The 17545-nt window shown below is 65.2% G+C and carries 13 protein-coding genes; 6 read left to right on the forward strand and 7 right to left on the reverse strand.

Annotated elements, in window-relative coordinates; translation table 11 throughout:
- Positions 1–238: 238 nt before the first annotated feature.
- Together OLSU_RS04115 and OLSU_RS04120 are read left to right on the forward strand one after the other, a co-directional pair.
- Positions 239–2062, forward strand: a complete 1824-nt coding sequence (locus OLSU_RS04115; RefSeq protein ID WP_013251690.1) for an NAD(P)-binding protein — start codon at positions 239–241, stop codon at positions 2060–2062.
- Positions 2056–3819, forward strand: coding sequence for a [FeFe] hydrogenase, group A (locus OLSU_RS04120; protein WP_013251691.1), 1764 nt, complete (start codon positions 2056–2058; stop codon positions 3817–3819). Before OLSU_RS04115 ends, OLSU_RS04120 begins: the two co-directional genes overlap by 7 nt.
- A 113-nt stretch (positions 3820–3932) precedes the next feature.
- Here OLSU_RS04120 and pta read toward each other — a convergent pair whose 3' ends face one another.
- A complete protein-coding gene (gene pta / locus OLSU_RS04125; protein ID WP_013251692.1) occupies positions 3933–4910 on the reverse strand; it encodes a phosphate acetyltransferase in 978 nt (325 codons plus the stop codon).
- Positions 4911–5133: 223 nt separating this feature from the next.
- On the opposite strand from pta, the gene glf reads away from it, so the two are divergent.
- On the forward strand, positions 5134–6333 hold the full coding sequence (glf, locus tag OLSU_RS04130; protein ID WP_013251693.1) for a UDP-galactopyranose mutase: 1200 nt from the start codon (positions 5134–5136) through the stop codon (positions 6331–6333).
- A 32-nt stretch (positions 6334–6365) separates the two neighbouring features.
- The gene (locus OLSU_RS04135) at positions 6366–7400 is read left to right on the forward strand and encodes a glycosyltransferase family 2 protein (RefSeq protein ID WP_013251694.1); all 1035 of its coding nucleotides are present in this window, start codon (positions 6366–6368) and stop codon (positions 7398–7400) included.
- Between the two features lie 48 nt (positions 7401–7448).
- On the opposite strand, the gene OLSU_RS04140 is transcribed toward OLSU_RS04135, so the two are convergent.
- From OLSU_RS04140 to ppk1, 6 genes are all read right to left on the reverse strand, one after another.
- Complete coding sequence (locus OLSU_RS04140; RefSeq protein ID WP_013251695.1) at positions 7449–8561, reverse strand: glycosyltransferase family 8 protein; 1113 nt, start codon at positions 8559–8561, stop codon at positions 7449–7451.
- A gap of 192 nt (positions 8562–8753) precedes the next feature.
- The gene (locus tag OLSU_RS04145; RefSeq protein ID WP_013251696.1) at positions 8754–9728 is read right to left on the reverse strand and encodes a P1 family peptidase; all 975 of its coding nucleotides are present in this window, start codon (positions 9726–9728) and stop codon (positions 8754–8756) included.
- The gene (locus OLSU_RS04150) at positions 9718–10338 is read right to left on the reverse strand and encodes a Maf family protein (RefSeq protein WP_013251697.1); all 621 of its coding nucleotides are present in this window, start codon (positions 10336–10338) and stop codon (positions 9718–9720) included. The genes OLSU_RS04145 and OLSU_RS04150 overlap by 11 nt, the downstream gene beginning before the upstream one ends.
- Before the next feature lie 84 nt (positions 10339–10422).
- Positions 10423–10608, reverse strand: coding sequence for a ferredoxin (locus tag OLSU_RS04155; protein ID WP_036573933.1), 186 nt, complete (start codon positions 10606–10608; stop codon positions 10423–10425).
- Between the two features lie 165 nt (positions 10609–10773).
- Positions 10774–12114, reverse strand: a complete 1341-nt coding sequence (gene rlmD, locus OLSU_RS04160; RefSeq protein WP_013251699.1) for a 23S rRNA (uracil(1939)-C(5))-methyltransferase RlmD — start codon at positions 12112–12114, stop codon at positions 10774–10776.
- Entirely contained in the window at positions 12115–14577 is a 2463-nt protein-coding gene (ppk1, locus tag OLSU_RS04165) for a polyphosphate kinase 1 (RefSeq protein ID WP_013251700.1), read from the reverse strand.
- Between the two features lie 524 nt (positions 14578–15101).
- Here ppk1 and arcA point away from each other — a divergent pair.
- Together arcA and argF are read left to right on the forward strand one after the other, a co-directional pair.
- Entirely contained in the window at positions 15102–16352 is a 1251-nt protein-coding gene (gene arcA / locus OLSU_RS04170) for an arginine deiminase (RefSeq protein WP_013251701.1), read from the forward strand.
- Positions 16353–16464: 112 nt separating this feature from the next.
- Positions 16465–17457, forward strand: coding sequence for an ornithine carbamoyltransferase (argF, locus tag OLSU_RS04175; RefSeq protein WP_013251702.1), 993 nt, complete (start codon positions 16465–16467; stop codon positions 17455–17457).
- Positions 17458–17545 lie beyond the last annotated feature (88 nt).

The raw sequence follows: 17545 nt of genomic DNA on the forward strand, positions 1-17545 counted from the left end.
CGTCTCAGGCTTCAGGCAATCGCACAACATAAAATTCAAAGAGATGGGTCTGCAGGGTCGTATATCGGGCAGATCCACCTTCACAGGCTGCGAGGACCCAGCTTTGCGCACCCTCTTGCGTGTGCTTAGAGGGCTATAGCTACCGTTCGCTGGATGGGCGATGATATCCCTTACGGGAGAAATGATCATGATTTAGTATTCATTTCGTTGACCAGGTGCTGCCAGGATTGGGGGATCTATGGCAAGACTGCACGTCATGGAGAGGAGCGAGGCGCAACAGGTCATGGACGACCTCCACAAGGCCGTCGAGAAGCGCCTTTCCGTGAGTTCCCTGGAACCGTGTCCGGTCGAGTTCTCGGCCGCCTTCGTGCGCATGTGCATGACGCAGAGCTGCGGGAAGTGCACGCCCTGTCGCATCGGCCTGCCAGCTCTCGGCGAGCTCATGGAGCGGGTCCTCGACGGCACGGCCGAGGAGTACACCATCGACCTCATCGAGAGGACCGCAGAGGCCATCTATCTGTCGAGCGACTGCGCGATAGGCTACGAGGCGGGCGAGATGGCCCTCGAGGCGGTGCGGGGCTTCCGCGACGACTTCGAGTTCCATCTCAGGCACCACGCCTGCGGCTTCGAGCAGAGCATGACGGTGCCCTGCGTATCGGGTTGTCCGGCGGGGGTGGACATCCCGGGCTACATCTCCCTCGTCGAGGCGGGGCAGAACGTCGAGGCCGTCCGGCTCATCCGCAAGGACAACCCACTGCCTCTGGTGTGCGGGTATGTGTGTGAGCATCCCTGTGAGATGCACTGTCGCCGCGGCATGGTCGACGATCCCATGAACATCCGCGGGCTCAAGCGCTTTGCCGTCGACAACATGGAGAGGGACTACCGCCCTCACATGGCGCCCAAGACCGGCAGGCGCATCGCCATCGTCGGGGGTGGCCCCGCCGGCCTCTCCGCCGCCTACTACCTCACGGTCATGGGCCACGACGTCACGATCTTCGAGGCCCGCAGGCATCTGGGGGGCATGCTGCGCTATGGCATCCCCAGCTATCGCCTGCCCCGCGAGCGCCTTCAGGCGGAGATCGACTGGATCGTCGGTCTGGGCGTCCACGTGGAGTACGAGAGCAAGGTCGAGGACATCTCGCGGCTTCGTGAGGACTTCGACGGCACCTACATCGCCATCGGTGCCCACCGCGACCGCAAGCTCGGGCTTGAGGGGGAGGGCGCCACAGGGGTGCTCTCCGCCGTCGAGATGCTCCGTTGCATCGGCGACGGCATGGCTCCCGACTTCACGCATGAGCGCGTCTGCGTCGTGGGTGGAGGGAACGTCGCCATGGACGTCGCCCGCTCGGCCGTGCGCTGCGGTGCGGACAAGGTGTCCATCGTCTATCGCCGCCGCGTCACGGACATGACGGCGCAGGACGAGGAGATAGAGGGCGCCCGGGCCGAAGGCTGCGAGCTTCTTACGCTCAACGCCCCGCTGCGCATCGTCGCCGAGAATGGTGCGGTCACGGGGCTTGCCGTGCAGCCCCAGATCATCGGGGGCTTCCGGAGCGGCCGTCCCGCCCCGCGCCCCGCCGACACGGCGGAGCGCATCATCCCCTGTGACCGCGTGGTCGTCGCCATTGGCCAGGCCATCGAGTCCGCGCCGTTCGAAGCCCAGGGCATCCCGTGCGACCACGGGCGCTTCGTCGCGAACGAGGATGGGACCGTAGATGGCTTCGAGGGCGTCTTCGTGGGGGGCGACTGCCAAAGCGGCCCAGCGACGGTCATCCGTGCCGTCAACGCCGGGAAGGTCGCCGCAGCGAACATCGATCACTACCTGGGCTTCGAGCACCTGATCGACAAGCACAACGTCGACATGCCCCCCGTCAAGTTCAAGGGCAAGACGTCCTGCGCCCGCTGCGAGATGACAAACCGCGAGGCAGCGGATCGCGTCGGGGACTGGGGGCTCGTCGAGAGGGGTCTCACGGCGCAGGAGGCGCACCAGGAGGCGGCGCGCTGCCTGAGGTGCGACCACTTCGGCCACGGGGCGTTCCGCGGGGGAAGGGTCATGACATGGTAAGGCTCACCATCGACGGCAGGGAGGTCGAGGTCGAGGAGCACACCACCATCCTCGACGCGGCACGGACGGCCGGTGTCAACATCCCGACCCTCTGCTACCTGAGGGACATAAACGAGATCGGCTCATGCCGTGTCTGTGCCGTCGAGGTGGAGGGCATCGACCAGCTTGTCGCCTCGTGCAACAACTACGTGCTGGACGGCATGGTCGTCAGGACGAACAGCCCCAAGGCCCGCGCGGCGCGCAAGGTCAACGTCGAGCTCCTGCTCTCGCGTCACAAGACGGCCTGCACCAGCTGCGTCCGGTCGGGGAACTGCACCCTCCAGGAGCTCGCGAACGACCTCAACATCTACTACCTGGACTACGCCGAGCACGTGCCATTCGTCCACTGGGACAAGACGTACCCCCTCATCAGGGAGAACCACAAGTGCATCGATTGCATGCGCTGCGTGCAGGTGTGTGACAAGGTCCAGGCCTCGCGCATCTGGGACGCCACGAGCCGCTCGACCCATCGGACGGTGAACGTTGTCGGCGGACGCAGCTTTGACGACGTCGACTGCACCTACTGCGGGCAGTGCATAACCCACTGCCCGACGGGCGCCCTGCGCGAGCGCGATGACACCGAGCGCGTGTTCAGGGCTCTGGCCGATCCCAACGTCACGACGATCGTGCAGGTGGCCCCCTCCGTACGCACATCCTGGGGCGACGAGTTCGGCCTCGGGGCAGACGAGGGCTCGCTGGGCAGGCTCGTCTCTGCGCTGCGGCCCATGGGTTTCGACTACATCGTGAACACGGACTTCTCGGCCGACCTCACGATCATGGAGGAGGGCACCGAGCTCCTTGCACATATGGCAAGGGAGGGTGACAAGGACGCTGCCGAGAGGCTCCCCATGTTCACCTCCTGCTGTCCGGGCTGGGTCCGCTTCGTGAAGGCGCACTACCCCCAGCTCGTCGACCACGTGTCCACCTCCAAGTCGCCTCAGCAGATGTTCGGCGCCGTGGTCAAGAGCTACTATGCCGACCTGCTCGGCCTCGATCCCCATGGGATTTTTTCCGTCTCGATCATGCCCTGCGTGGCCAAGAAGGCCGAGGCTGACATCGAGTGCATGAACGACGCCTGCGGCGACCCCGACGTGGATGCCGTCCTGACGGTCCGCGAGGTCACGCGCATGATCCGTGCGGAGCACGTGTGCGTGGACGCCCTCGAGCCCTCTGCCTTCGACGAGCCATTGGGCATGGGGACGGGTGCCGGCATCATCTTCGGTGCCACGGGCGGCGTCATGGAGGCCGCCTTGCGCACCGCCCACCACATCGTCACCGGGCGGTCGCCCGAGGAAGACATGTTCGAGCGCGTACGCGGCCTCGAGGGATGGAAGGAGGCGACGTTCGACCTGGCGGGGACGTCCGTCCGCGTTGCCGTCGCCTCGGGCCTGGCAAACGCCAAACGCCTGTGCGATGCCGTGCTCGCGGGAAGGGCCTCCTACGACTTCGTCGAGGTCATGGCCTGTCCGGGTGGCTGCGTGGGAGGTGGCGGTCAGCCCATCCGCGAGGGCGAGGAGCGTGCGGGGGAACGCGGCCAGGTCCTCTATGGCCTAGACAAGATCGCCCAGTACCGCAACTCCTACGAGAACCCCTCCATCGTGCGGTGCTATGAGGAGTACTTTGGCGCACCGATGTCGAAGCGCGCCGAGGAGCTGCTCCATACCGACCAGCATGCCTGGCAGATGCCGGGGGAGAGGGGGCTGGGACCCCTCGCTTAGGCGCCTGCGGACGTTCCCTGAACCCGCCCCCGTCGCCCTGCCGACAGGGCAAGGCGCCGCTCCCGTACGGGAGCGGCGCCTCGGTGTCCCTCTTCAGCCTGCGCGAACATCCCCTACTCGGCCATCTGTGCCTGGACGGCCGTGATGGCGACGACGCCCACGATGTCATCGGACGAACAGCCGCGGGAGAGGTCGTTGACTGGCTTGGCAATGCCCTGGAGCACAGGACCGTAAGCCTCCGCGCTGGCAAAGCGCTGGACGAGCTTGTAGCCGATGTTGCCAGATTCGAGGTCGGGGAAGACGAGGATGTTGGCGCCTCCGGCCACCCGGGAGGCAGGTGCCTTGAGGTCGGCGACGGAGCGTACGAGCGCCGCGTCGAGCTGGAGGTCGCCATCGAGTGCCAGCCCGGGCTCCTTCTCGTTCGCGATCCTGGTGGCCTCCTGGACCTTGGTGGGAACCTCGCCCTTGGCGGAGCCCATGGTGGAGAAGGACAGCATCGCGACCTTGGGCTCGTCGCTCATGAAACGTGTCCAGGTGTGGGCGGATGCCAACGCGATCTCGGAGAGCTCATCGGCGGTGGGGTCGATGTTGAGGCCGCAGTCGGCGAAGAGCAGGGTGCCCCTCTCGCCGTACTCCTCCTTGTCGGTGCACATGATGAAGAAGGCCGAGACGAGCTTGGTGCCCGGGGCGGTCTTCAGGATCTGGAGCGCGGGACGCAGCGTGTTGGCGGTGGAGTGACAGGCACCGGAGACCAGGCCGTCGGCATCCCCCATCTTGACCATCATGGTGCCGAAGTAGGTGGCATCGTTCATCTGCTCCATGGCCTCGGGGAGGGTGACGCCCTTCTTGGCGCGCAGCTCCGCGAACTTGGCGGCGTACTCGTCGTGCTTCTCGGCGGTACGTGGGTCTATCACCCTGACGCCGTCAACCTTGACCTGGCTGGGGTCGCCGAGGACAACGAGGTCCGCGAGGCCTTCCGCCACGATCTTCTCGGCTGCCTCGATGGTGCGTAGATCCTCGCCCTCAGGCAGCACGATCGTCTTCTTGTCCGCCCTGGCGGCGTCCTTCATCCTCTGCAGAAACTCGCTCATCGAAACCCCTCCATGCCAAGCCGTACCGTGTCCGTTGCGGGTCCCGAGTCGGCAGTTATGCACGTCGGCTGGGTATTCGGCGCCCGTGGGACTCATTATAGGGCCACATGCTAGAATCAACCGAGCAATCGGGTGCCGGCGTTCGCCCTGTGCCCGGTCCGCCCTGCGCGGCAGGCTCTCGCGGACCAGATGCGCTGTCTGACCTGAAAGGACGACAAAAGCCATGACCATCACCAACGGCCTTCCCGAGGACTTCAATCCCGATGGCTACGACGCCATCGTCGTCGGCGCGGGCTATGCCGGCGCCGTATGCGCCCGCCGTCTCGCCGAGGCCTGCAACTACAAGGTCGCGCTCCTCGAGCGCCGTCCCCACGTCGCGGGCAACGCCTACGACTGCGAGGACGAGGCGGGCATCCTCGTCCACCGATACGGTCCGCACATCTATCACACCAATGACGACCGCGTGCACGAGTTCCTCTCCCGCTTCACCGACTGGATGCCCTACTCCCACAAGGTTCTCGCCAACATCTCCGGTACGTTGGTGCCGGTGCCCTTCAACCACCAGAGCCTGCTTGCGGCCTTTGGCGAGGAGCGTGGCGAGCGCCTGTACCAGAAGCTCGTCGCGACCTTCGGTCGGGACCGCAAGGTCCCCATCCTCGAGCTCCGCGAGAAGGACGATCCCGAGCTCGAGGAGGTCGCGGACTACGTCTACGAGAACGTGTTCCTCCACTACACCATGAAGCAGTGGGGGAAGACGCCCGACCAGATAGACCCTGCGGTCACCGGCCGTGTGCCCGTCTTCGTGGGCGACGACGACCGCTACTTCCCACAGGCCCTGCACCAGGGCATGCCCGCCGTCTCCTACACCGCCCTGTTCGAGCGCATGCTCGACCACGACCTGATCTCCGTGTTCCTGGGCGTTGACGCCCGTGACGTCATGCACGTCACCGACACGACGGTCGAGGTCTGCGGCAGGTCCTACGGCGGAGAGGTCGTCTACACGGGCGCCCTCGACGAGCTCTTCGGGATGGATCTTGGCGCCCTGCCGTACCGCACCGTCGACATGGTCTTCGAGACGCTCGAGAAGGAGCGCTTCCAGCCTGTCGGTACCGTCAACTACACCGTCTCGGAGAACTTCACCCGCATCACCGAGTTCAAGAACATGACTGGCCAGGTGGCGCCTGGCAGGACCACCATCCTTCGCGAGTACTCCCGCAGCTACCTGCCAGGAGTGGGGGAGACGCCCTACTACGTCGTCAACGACCCCGAGAACCTGGAGCTCTACGGCAAATATCGTGCCCGCGTCGAGGGCATCTTGAACTTCCATGCCGTCGGGCGCCTCGCCGAGTACCGCTACTACGACATGGATGGCGTCACCGCCTCCGCGCTCGAGCTCTCCGACGAGATCATCAACAACCACTAGGCTCCGCGTCTTCGGAGCGGCAGGACCAGGCAATGCAGAAGACCATCACCTTTTCGATTCCGTGCTACAACTCGGCGGGATACATGGACCACTGCGTCAAGTCGATCCTTGAGGGCAGTGACTTCGCCGAGGACGTGCAGATCGTCATCGTGGACGACGGGTCCACAAAGGATGACACGCTTGCCCGCGCACGGGCGTGGCAGGAGCGCCATCCCTCTATCGTCAAGGCCGTCCATCAGGAGAACGGGGGCCATGGGGTCGCGGTCATGAAGGCACTCGAGCACGCCGAGGGCGTCTACTTCAAGAACATCGACTCCGACGACTGGGTCGACGCCGCCTCGCTCCAGGCCCTGCTCGCCCAGCTGAGGCGCTTCATCGAGCTCGGGGATCGTGTCGATTTGGTCATCACGAACTACGTCTACGAGCATGTCGAGGACGGGACGCGCAACGTCGTCGACTACGGCTTCGCCCTCCCCAAGGGAAGGGTCTTCGGCTGGGGGCAGATCGGGCACTTCAACATGAGCCAATACCTGCTCATGCACGCCCTCTGCTACCGGACGGACGTCCTGCGCGCCGGGGGCGTCCCCATGCCGGCCCACACCTTCTACGTCGACAACGTCTACGCCTACGTGCCCCTGCCACGCGTGTCGACGATCTACTACCTTGACGTCGACCTGTACCGCTACTTCATCGGTCGCGACGACCAGTCCGTCAACGAGCCCGTCCTCGTGTCGCGCATCGACCACTACTGGCGCGTCGCGCGTATCATGATGAGGTCGTACCACCTCTATCAGGACGTCGAGTCTCCCAAGCTGCGCAGCTACATGTTGGGCTACTTCACGATCATCATGGCGATCTGCTCGGTGTTCTCGCGTCTCTCGGACCGCCCCGACGCCATGGACCAGCTCGCCCGGCTCTGGGCGGAGCTCAAGGAGTACGACCCGCGCATGTACCGCCATGCCCGCCGCGGCATCGTGGGCACCTTCACCAACCTCCCCACCAGTGCCGGGGACAAGGTCACGATCGGCCTGTACCACGTGGCCCAGAGGCTCGTGAAGTTCAACTGACGGCCGCCCCGCCGGCCCCGGCCCTCGCCTCGCCCGCCCGCCTCAAGGCTACGTGATGTCGCCGCCGATGGCGACGTAGCCTTGGATGACGCGTGTCCGACGCTTGCTGCCGGGTGGGCAGATGCGGTCGAAGGCAGGCATGATGCCCTTGAAGATGACGTCGACCTTGACGCGGTTGAGCCGGCCGCGGGCGGAGTGCTGGGAGCTGTCGAGCCGTTGCTCGAGCACGTCGAGGAAGGCGCTTCTCTGCGCGAAGCGCCAGAAGTAGTCACCCATGTCGCAGTCGGGGTAGTCCCACGGCCTGTCATCGGGTCCCGCGAAGTGCACGATGGCGGGATCGTCACGTGCGGCGTCGTACTGCGAGCGTATGTCCTGCGGTGCCTGTGCAATGATGTGGTCGCGTCTGAGGGCCTTCCAGTCCATGAGGGTGTTCCAGCGCATGTCGAGCCTGACGTACTTGCCGTCCGCGAGCATGTTGAGTATGTCCTGGTCAAGCCAGCGCCAGACGCGGACGGTGGAGAGCCGCAGCATGTCCTCTATGGTGAAGATGTGACGGAAGGCCTTGAGGTTGAGCAGGAGGACCCCTGCCTGAAAGTACTGATAGGGATCGCTGAGGCCCAGGTCGTCTGCGAGATAGGGCCCAACCGTGTGGTCGTAGCCCTCGAGCTGTCCGATGGTGTCGGCGTCGCGCGTGGCGGCGAGGAGATAGCCGTCGACCCCGATGTCGAAGAGCCGTGCCGGATCGTCTAGGACGACGAGGTCGCTGTCAAGGTAGATGGCCTTGTCGCAGTGGGGCAGCATCCAGGGGGCCAGGAGCCTGAAGAAGGTCTCGGGCCTGAAATGCCCGTGATGGGGGAGCTTCGTGCCCTGCAGCGCCGACTCCGCGTCCAAAAAGCCGATGGAGACGTTTGACGACCCCACGTGGGCGACGAGGGTCTCCATGGTCTGTTGCGTGATGTCACGAGTGAGGATGACGATGTCGTAGTGGCGTTCAGGGGAGGCCGCCTCGACGACCGACTCCAATGCCACGGCCATGTAGGGCGCAAAGTACTCATTGCTGGCAAAGACGATGACGACATCGGAGAAGCCGAGACCCATCTCGTCTGCGGTGCGCGAGAGCCTGACGGGACCCTTCGATCCGACGCTTGTGATGGATGGCATCAAACCCCCTGAACCTGAGGTTACGATTGACTGCTGGCGACGGTTGGCTGCTGACGCGACTCCGCGCCAGCAAAAGGCGTACCAGAATGGGATGGGCACATTCTACCAGAGCGCCCGTGCCCCATGGAGCATGGCTCCGATTGCGAGGGAGACCACAGGGACGATATGTGCGCGGGCCATCCGTGCCGTCCGTCAGGCAAACTCCCGCGCAGAGGGGTAGCCGTGGGCGGAGGGGGCATCTCGGACGGCGCTGACGATGGCTTGCTCGAGCGCGCCGGTGGCGAGGTAGCCGACGGTCTCCACAGATGCCTCGACCTCACCTGTGGCCATCACGAAGACGGTGTCCCCATCAAGTGGCGTGTGCGTGGGATTGATGGCGTGGGCATAGGCATCGGCGGCCATCTGAGCGACCTTGGTGGCCTGTGCCTTGGTGAGGCGCGCGTTGGTGGTAACGCAGGAGATGGTCGTGTTGGTGCGCAGCAGCGGCTCCCTCCCGGCGGCGGCGTCCATGGCCGCATCCACGTCCAGTATCGCGTCGTGACCCTCGCTGAGCGCGCCTGCGATCGTTCTGCCCGAGCGGGGGTCGATCACGTTGCCGACGGCGTTGACCGCGGCTATGGCCCCGCAGACAAGGGCGCCCCTCTGGCTCACGCCCTCGCCCAACCCGGACTTCATTGCCCGCCCCATCCCGGCGAGCTTGCCGACGGTACAGCCGGCTCCAGCGCCGACGTTGCCCGTCTCGAGGGCCTCCTCGGCGCCACAGAGCGCCCTGCGTGTGGCCTCGGCGCCGAAGCTTGCGTCGGGCCTGACGTCAGCCCTGCCGCAACCGAGGTCGAAGAGGCAGGCTGACGAGACGATCGGCACGACGCCCACGCCCACGTCCAGGCCAATGGAGCGTCTCTCCAACTCCTCGGCGACACCGCAGGCGGCCGCAAGTCCATAGGCGCTGCCACCCGAGAGGACGACGGCATGCAAGACCCCCACGCTCTCCTCGGGCCTCAGGAGGTCGGTCTCGCGCGTTGCGGGTGCCCCGCCCCTGACGTCGACGCCAGCTGTGGCCCCTCGGGGGCAGACGACGACCGTGCAGCCCGTTGCCGCGTCTCCATCCGTGACGCTGGCGGCGAAGATGCCATCCATATGCGTGACGCTTGTGACCCTACCATCCATGCTTGCCTCCCGGCAGTGCGTCCGGCGCCAGTCTGGGGCCGAGTGCCTCCCCCATGAGATTGAGCTCCCGCATGAGACGGGCGACGGGAAGCCCGACGACATTGTAGAAGTCGCCCTCGATCCCCCGCACAAAGAGCCGACCGCGACCCTGTATGCCGTAGGAGCCGGCCTTGTCCCGAGGCTCCCCGCTTGCCACATAGGAGGCTATTTCCTCGTCGGACAGATCATAGAAGCACACCCTCGTCGTCTCCACGAAGGAGCGGGCCTGGGTGGGGGAGAGAAGGCAGACTCCACTCGAGACGCAGTGGCTCCTCCCCGAGAGCGCGTGGAGCATGCGCTCGGCGTCACGGGCGTCTGCGGGCTTTCCCAGCGCCCCGCCCTCGCCCGTCCATACGATCGTGTCGGCCGCGACGATGACGTCATGGTCTGGGAGGCACCCGAGGGAGTCGAGGCAGGCCTGGGCCTTCAAACGGGCGAGCCGCTCGACGAGCGTGACGGGCAGCTCGCCGGGCAGGGGACTCTCGTCCACGTCAGACGGCTGCACGTCCACGCTGATGCCCAGCTCGCGCAGCAGGTCCCTCCGACGCGGAGAGGCAGATGCAAGTATCATGCCGAAAGCACCCCCACAAAAACGGGACCGCCGAAAGGCGGCCCCTCGCACGGCCCGCCCAGGCGAGCCAAGGTCGGTTGCGCGCTACTCGATGCCGATGGCGCTGACGGGGCAGTTGTCGGCGGCCTCCTGGGCGGCATCCTCGCTCTCCTCGGGGACCTCGTCGACGACGACCTCGGCGATGCCCTCGTCACCGATGGCGAAGACGGCGTCGCAGGTGGACTCGCAGAGGCCGCAGCCGATGCAATCCTCGTTAACAGTAGCCTTCATGATGAATTCCTCTCCCACTGATAGAACCTTGGGCCCCTTACCCAAGTGCCTCTGGCTCCTTTGTACTATTTCGTGCCGCCGAACGCCAGTGTCAATGTGCCCTGCGGCCAAATTGGCCCTTCCCGCCCGGTTCGAACAAGGGGATCCGGGCTCGTGTACCGCCGGCTAGACATGCCTGAGGATGGTGACGGTCTCCACATGGAACGTCTGGGGGAAGAGGTCGACCGGCACCACGCTCTCGATGGCGAACGCAGCGCGCTCGCGGAAGCGTGCGAGGTCACGTGCAAGCGTGGCGGGGTCGCAGGAGACGTAGGCGATGGCGCGGGCGTCCTGTGCCGAGAGCTTGTCGACGACGGCCCCCCCGAGGCCCGCCCGGGGGGGATCAACCACGATGACGTCGGCGTCGGACTGCGGGAACTCGCGGTCGGCATCCCCACCCTGGGCATCGACGTTGTCGAGACGGGCGACGTCGAGGTTATGCCTGAGGTCACGCACGGCAGGGCCGTAGGACTCGACGGCGCTGACCCAGGCGCAGCGACGTGCAAGGGGGAGCGTGAAGGTGCCGGCCCCGCAGTAGAGGTCCATGGCCCCATCGTCCTCGGTGGGGCGAAGCCCCTCGAGCACGAGCGACACGAGCCTCTCGGCACCACGGGTATTCACCTGGAAGAAGGAGGGCGCCGACACGGACATGCGCTCCGAGCCCACGAGCTCGCCCCAGTGGCCGCGTCCCGCGAGGCGCTCGACGCCCGTCACGCGACGGGCCTTCTGTGGCCCCTTGGTGAGGACGCGGACCACGGAGGTCGTCCTGCATGCGTCGCCGAGGACCTTTGCCACCTGCGCCCGTGGGAAGGGCCCCGGCTCGGTCCAGAGGGCCACCTCCACCTCGCCCGTGCGCCTGGATGCGCGTATGCCGATGCGCTCGATGTCGAGGGCATGGGAGTTGGCGAGGTAGGACACGGCGCCCGCCACAGACTTGGTCATCCTCTCGTAGCGCTTGTCCAAGAGGGGGCAGCGGTCGACCTTGATGACGCCTTGGCCTCCGGCGCCATGCATGCCGACGAGGGCCCTGCCCCCCCTGCGCGCGAATGCGAGTTCGACCTTGTTGCGGTAGCCCCACGGATCGCCTGCGACGGCGCAGGGGCCCACGAGCCGCTCCGCCTCCTTTGCGGGCAGGCGACCGATGCGCGCGAGGGCGTCCACGACGTTGGCGCGCTTCGCCGCAAGCTGGACGCTGTAGGACAGGCTTCCCCAGGGGCAACCTCCACAGACGGTGCAGAGGGGGCAGGGGGGCCCGACGCGGTCGGGCGAGGGTGCGAGGACCCTCTCGACCCTCCCCTTCGAGAAGGACGTGCCGTCCTGGGTGATGGCGACCCTCGCAACGTCGCCGGGCACCCCGCCCGAGACGAAGACGGCCTTGCCGTCCGCCGCGTGGGCGACCGCGTCGGCGCCATATGCCATGCGCTCTATGGTCAGTTCCTCGTGGCGCAGCGCGCTCTCGTCTGGCAACTACTTCCTCCTTCGGGAGAGGCTTCCCGTGAACAGCTCGCGGATGCCGAGCCCGATCAGTCTAAACCCGAGGGAGACCCTTCCGCCCCGTATGATGGAGGAGGGTTCGACCTCATCACGGTTTGCGCACGCGGCCGCGCCCTTCGCCCGCGGGATCGGAGCGGGTCTTGGGGCGGGCGTCGCGGCATCACCGTAGGAGCTGATGGCGGGCAGCGCACCCAGGCGCTCCATCTCGTCATCCGCGAGCTGCGTGCGGATGCTCGTGGGCAATCCCAAAGGACCCGCCACGCCACCCGCGTGGGCCCTCCTGTAGGCGAGCGAGAGGAGCAGCTCCTGGCTTGCGATCCGTCTCGCGTTCCCTCCGCGCCCAACGACCTCCCAGGTGCCCTCTTCCGTCAGCTGGCGCGCCTTCGCGTTGTCCGCCAGCTGGAGGTTCATATAGCCGACGACAAGCGCCTTGCAGGTGGGGTCGAGAACGGGGTAGGCGATCTCGACGCGGCGCTCGGTGTTCCTCGTCATCATGTCCGCGCTGGACAGGTAGACGGTGTCCGTCTCGACGCCGAAGGCGTAGACGCGCGCGTGCTCGAGGAAGCGGCCCACGATCTGGCGGATGACCAGGCCCTCGGTCCTGCCCTTGACGTTTGCCCTGATGCAGCAGATGCCCCTGATGATCAGGATGACGCGCACCCCCTCCCTGCAGGCGTCGCTGAGCTTGTCTATGACGTCGCGGTCGGTGAGGGAGTTCATCTTCATGAACACCTGGGCGCCCTCGCCCCTGCGGGCACGCTCGATCTCTCGCTCGAGGCCGCGCATCACGAGCGGCTTGAGCCCCGACGGGGCGACACCGAGATGGCGGTAGCTGCCCGAAAGGTTGCCCAGTGACAGGTTGCGGAAGAAGACGTTGCCGTCCTCGCCTATGCCCCCGTGTGCCGTGAGCAGCATGAAGTCGGAATACAGGAGTGCAGTCTTCTCGTTGAAGTTCCCCGTTCCCAGACAGGTGATGTAGCTGACACCCGCTTGGTCGTGGTAGGCGATCTGGCAGATCTTGGAGTGGACCTTGTAGCCCTCCGAACCATAGATGACCGTGCATCCGGCGTGCTCGAGGCGCTCGGCCCAAGCGATGTTGTTCGCCTCGTCGAAACGGGCCCTGAGCTCCATGAGCACGGTGACCTCCTTGCCGTTCTCGGCGGCGAGCACCAGGCTCTCGCAGAGCTTCGACTGCTTGGCTACGCGGTAGAGGGTGATCCTGATGGAGACGCATGCGTCGTCCCCCGCAGCCTCCTTCAGGAGGACGAGCAGGGGAGACATGCTCTCGTAGGGATAGAAGAGGAGGGCGTCGTGGTCCTCGATCTGGGGTCGGACCGGTCGCGTGAGGTCGACCATGGGGGAGACCTGGGGACGGAACGGCTCGAAGGTGAGCTCGGCCACGCTCTCCTCGGGTATGTGCCGCTCAAGACCGTAGACATAGCTCAGGTCAAGCGGCATGTCGCATGTGAAGACGCGCCGTTCCTCGAGACCAAGCTCCTGACGTACGTAGCCGAGCAGGTCCGCATGAAGCGAGCCCCCGACCTCAAGCCTGACCGCCTGGAGGCGCTGACGCAGCTTGAGCACCTTCTTCATGTGCTGGCGGTAGTCCTCCTCCTCGCCGACGCCCTCGCCGTCGGGGTCCAGGTCGGCGTTCCTGGTCACCCTGATCGTGGCCGCCGAGGTCACCACGTAGTCGCCAAAGCAGCCGTCAAGGCAGGCGAGCACGACGTCCTCCACGAGGATGTAGCGCCACTCCGACGCAGTCGGGGGAAGTGCGACTACGCGCTCGAGGGCGGGGGGTATCTCCACGAGTCCGAGCAGTCCCTCCTCATCGTCGCCGTCTAGGGAGCAGGTGACATAGAGCTGACCGTTCCTGAGGTTGGGAAAGGGGTGGCGCGGGTCGACTATCATGGGCGAGACGAACGGGGCGAGGCGGGCGTCGAAGTGGCGTGCGATGGCAACGCGGTCTGCGTCGGTGAGCTCGTCGCGGGACACGCGCGCGAGCCCCCTCTCGGCGAGGTGCGCCTCGATCTGGGCGAAGGCGTCCTTCTGCCTCTCGATCAGGGCGGGGAGCATCGAGAGCACGGTGCGCAGCTGCTCGGCGGGCGTCTCGTTGGACTTGTTGTCCCTGGGCTGTCGCTTCAGGAGCGTCAGGTCGCTGAGCCCACCGATCCTGATCATGAACCACTCGTCGAGGTTGCTCCCGAAGATGGCGACGAACTTGAGGCGCTCGAAGAGCGGGACCGTCTCGTCGAAGGCCTCGTCGAGGACGCGGTCGTCGAAGCGCAGCCAGCTCACCTCGCGATTCTGTGTGTAGGAGAAGTCCTCGCTCGTGGCCTTGCCCTTGTGCCCTCCCTTGGCGTCCTTGCGTGGCTTGGGCTTCGTGCGCCGGAGCCCATCCGCGCCGCCCGCCTGCCGCCGACCCTTCTTGTCCATGTTGGCTCCAGCCCACGGTGTCCTCCTGCCTAACTGGAGTCTAACAAGCCCGGACACCCCTGTCCCCGCCACTGCGCTCCCCTTACGCAAGCGTTACCTCCGGTGGGGTCGTCCGCCGCGACGCGTCGGGACGATATATGCAATAGAATAGGATGTTTTCGTATAGATATAGTATAAATATGAGATGTTAGGCATTTTCAAGCGCAGGGGCGAATATAGACCCCTCGATGAGGACCTATCGACGAAAAAATGTTACAAATATATGAAATAGCAGTTAAATAACCATATAATAGTCACGAATACAGATGACCCTACCGCTCGTAGGCTGAATGCTACCGTTCCCGCAAAAGAAGCGGGATTTTTGTCATAGGGAAAAATGTATTGGATATATTCCTGGATGGCGTTATTCTGGTGCTGCAGACGCGCAGGGCAAGGCCACGCTCGCCGGATGGCCTTGGGCGCCTGCAGTGGAGTATCCGTTTGTGGTGTCGGTGGATTCCGGCACGAAAGGAGTGGGAGGAACCATGGCTAACGGGCTTTATGTCCACAGCGAGATTGGCCCCTTGAAGAAGGTCTGTCTTCACCGTCCCGGTGAGGAACTCCTGAACCTGCCGCCTGACGAGCTCGGCCGTCTGCTCTTTGACGACGTGCCCTTCCTCGAGGTCGCGCAGCAGGAGCACGACCGCTTTGCGGAGATCCTGCGCGAGCAGGGCGTCGAGGTCCTCTATCTCGAGAAGCTCGTCGCCGAGGCCCTCGATGCCGCAGGCTCCCGCGAGGAGTTCACCGAGCAGTGGCTTGACGAGTCCGGCCTCCGTGGCCGTCATGTCCGCGCCACCGTCAAGGAGTTCATGGACTCCATCGAGGACACCCAGGCCTTCGTCGAGAAGTGCATCGCCGGCATCCGCAAGGACGAGCTCGAGCTCCCCAGCAAGTCGAGCAACCTCCTGGCCGACCTTGTCGGCAACGATCACGAGTCCGAGTCCGACCTCCTGATCGATCCGATGCCCAACACCTACTTCACGCGCGACCCGTTCGCGATCGTCGGCAGGGGCGTCAACCTGAACCACATGTTCTCGGTCACGCGCAACCGCGAGACCCTCTTCGGGAAGTACGTCTTCCGCGACCATCCCGAGTACAACGACGCTCCGCTGTGGTACCGCCGCGACTCCGCGTACCACACCGAGGGCGGCGACGTCCTCAACATCAACGCCCACACGCTGGCCATCGGCATCTCCCAGCGCACCCAGGCGGCTGCCATCGACACCCTTGCCCAGCACATGTTCTGGGACAAGGCCGACGAGTGCGAGATTGACACCATCTACGCGTTCAACATCCCCGTCTCGCGTGCCTTCATGCATCTTGACACCGTCTTCACCCAGATCGATGTCGACAAGTTCACCATTCACCCGGGTATCATGGGCACCCTCCAGGTCTTCAAGCTCACCAAGGGCACTGCCCAGGGCGAGGTCAAGATCGAGGAGATGAACGACACCCTCGAGCACGTTCTCGCCAAGGCCATGGGCCTGGATTCCGTCAAGCTGATCAAGTGCGGCGGCGGCGATCCCGTCGCAGCTGCCCGCGAGCAGTGGAACGACGGCTCCAACACCCTCTGCGTCGCTCCTGGCAAGATCTGCGTCTACCAGCGCAACACCGTCACCAACGACGTCCTCTACAAGGAGGGTCTCGACCTCCTCGTCGTTCCGTCCGCAGAGCTCTCCCGCGGCCGTGGCGGCCCCCGCTGCATGAGCATGCCCTTCGCGCGCGAGGATCTCTAGGCTTCAAGTCAGGCGCCAATCGTCCGGGGGCGGGAGTCTCGCCTCCGGACGTTAGGCATGTAGGACATGGATGGGGGCGCCCTGCGCCCCCGATCGTCGAAAGGAACCAAGCATGGGCGTCAACCTCCGTGGTCGTAACTTCCTGAAGCTCCTTGACTTCACTCCCGCCGAGATCGAGTACCTCATCGACCTCTCCGCTGACTTCAAGCGCATGAAGCGTGCCGGCGTGCCGCACCGTTACCTCGAGGGCAAGAACATCGTCCTGCTCTTCGAGAAGACCTCCACGCGCACCCGCTGCGCCTTCGAGGTCGGTGGCATGGACCTCGGCATGGGCGTCACCTACCTCGAGCCCGGCTCCTCCCAGATGGGCAAGAAGGAGTCCATCGAGGACACCGCCCGTGTCCTGGGCCGCATGTACGACGGCATCGAGTACCGTGGCTTCGAGCAGGAGAAGGTCGAGTGCCTCGCCGAGAACGCCGGCGTGCCCGTCTGGAACGGCCTGACCACCGAGTTCCATCCCACCCAGATGATCGCCGACATGCTCACCGTCAAGGAGAACTTCGGCCACCTCAAGGGCCTCAACTTCACCTTCATGGGCGATGCCGGCAACAACGTGGGCAACTCCCTCATGGTCGTCTGCGCCAAGCTGGGCCTCAACTTCACCGCCTGTGGTCCCAAGGAGCAGATGCCCGATGCCGAGCTCGTCGAGACCTGCAAGGCCCTCGCCGCAGAGCACGGCGCGACCGTGACCCTGACCGAGGACGTCGAGGCCGGCACCAAGGGTGCCGACGTCATCTACACCGACATCTGGGTCTCCATGGGCGAGCCCGACGAGCTCTGGGCCAAGCGCATCCAGCTCCTCGAGCCCTACCGCGTCACCAAGGAGGTCATGGCTAACGCCCACGAGGGCGCCATCTTCATGCACTGCCTTCCCTCCTTCCACGACACCAACACCACCATCGGTGCCGACATCGCCAAGAAGTTCGGCGTCACCGAGATGGAGGTCGCCGACGAGGTCTTCGAGTCCAAGGCCTCCAAGGTCTTCGACGAGGCCGAGAACCGCATGCACACCATCAAGGCGGTCATGTATGCGACCCTGAAGTAGCGCGCCTACTTCGAGACCTGAACCTCCCCGTCGGCTGGCGGGGAGGTTTTTTGCGTCACAGAAGACTTCTGTTATTGGATATGATTTA

Origin of the sequence: Olsenella uli DSM 7084 (assembly GCF_000143845.1) — a bacterium.
Lineage (GTDB): Bacteria > Actinomycetota > Coriobacteriia > Coriobacteriales > Atopobiaceae > Olsenella > Olsenella uli.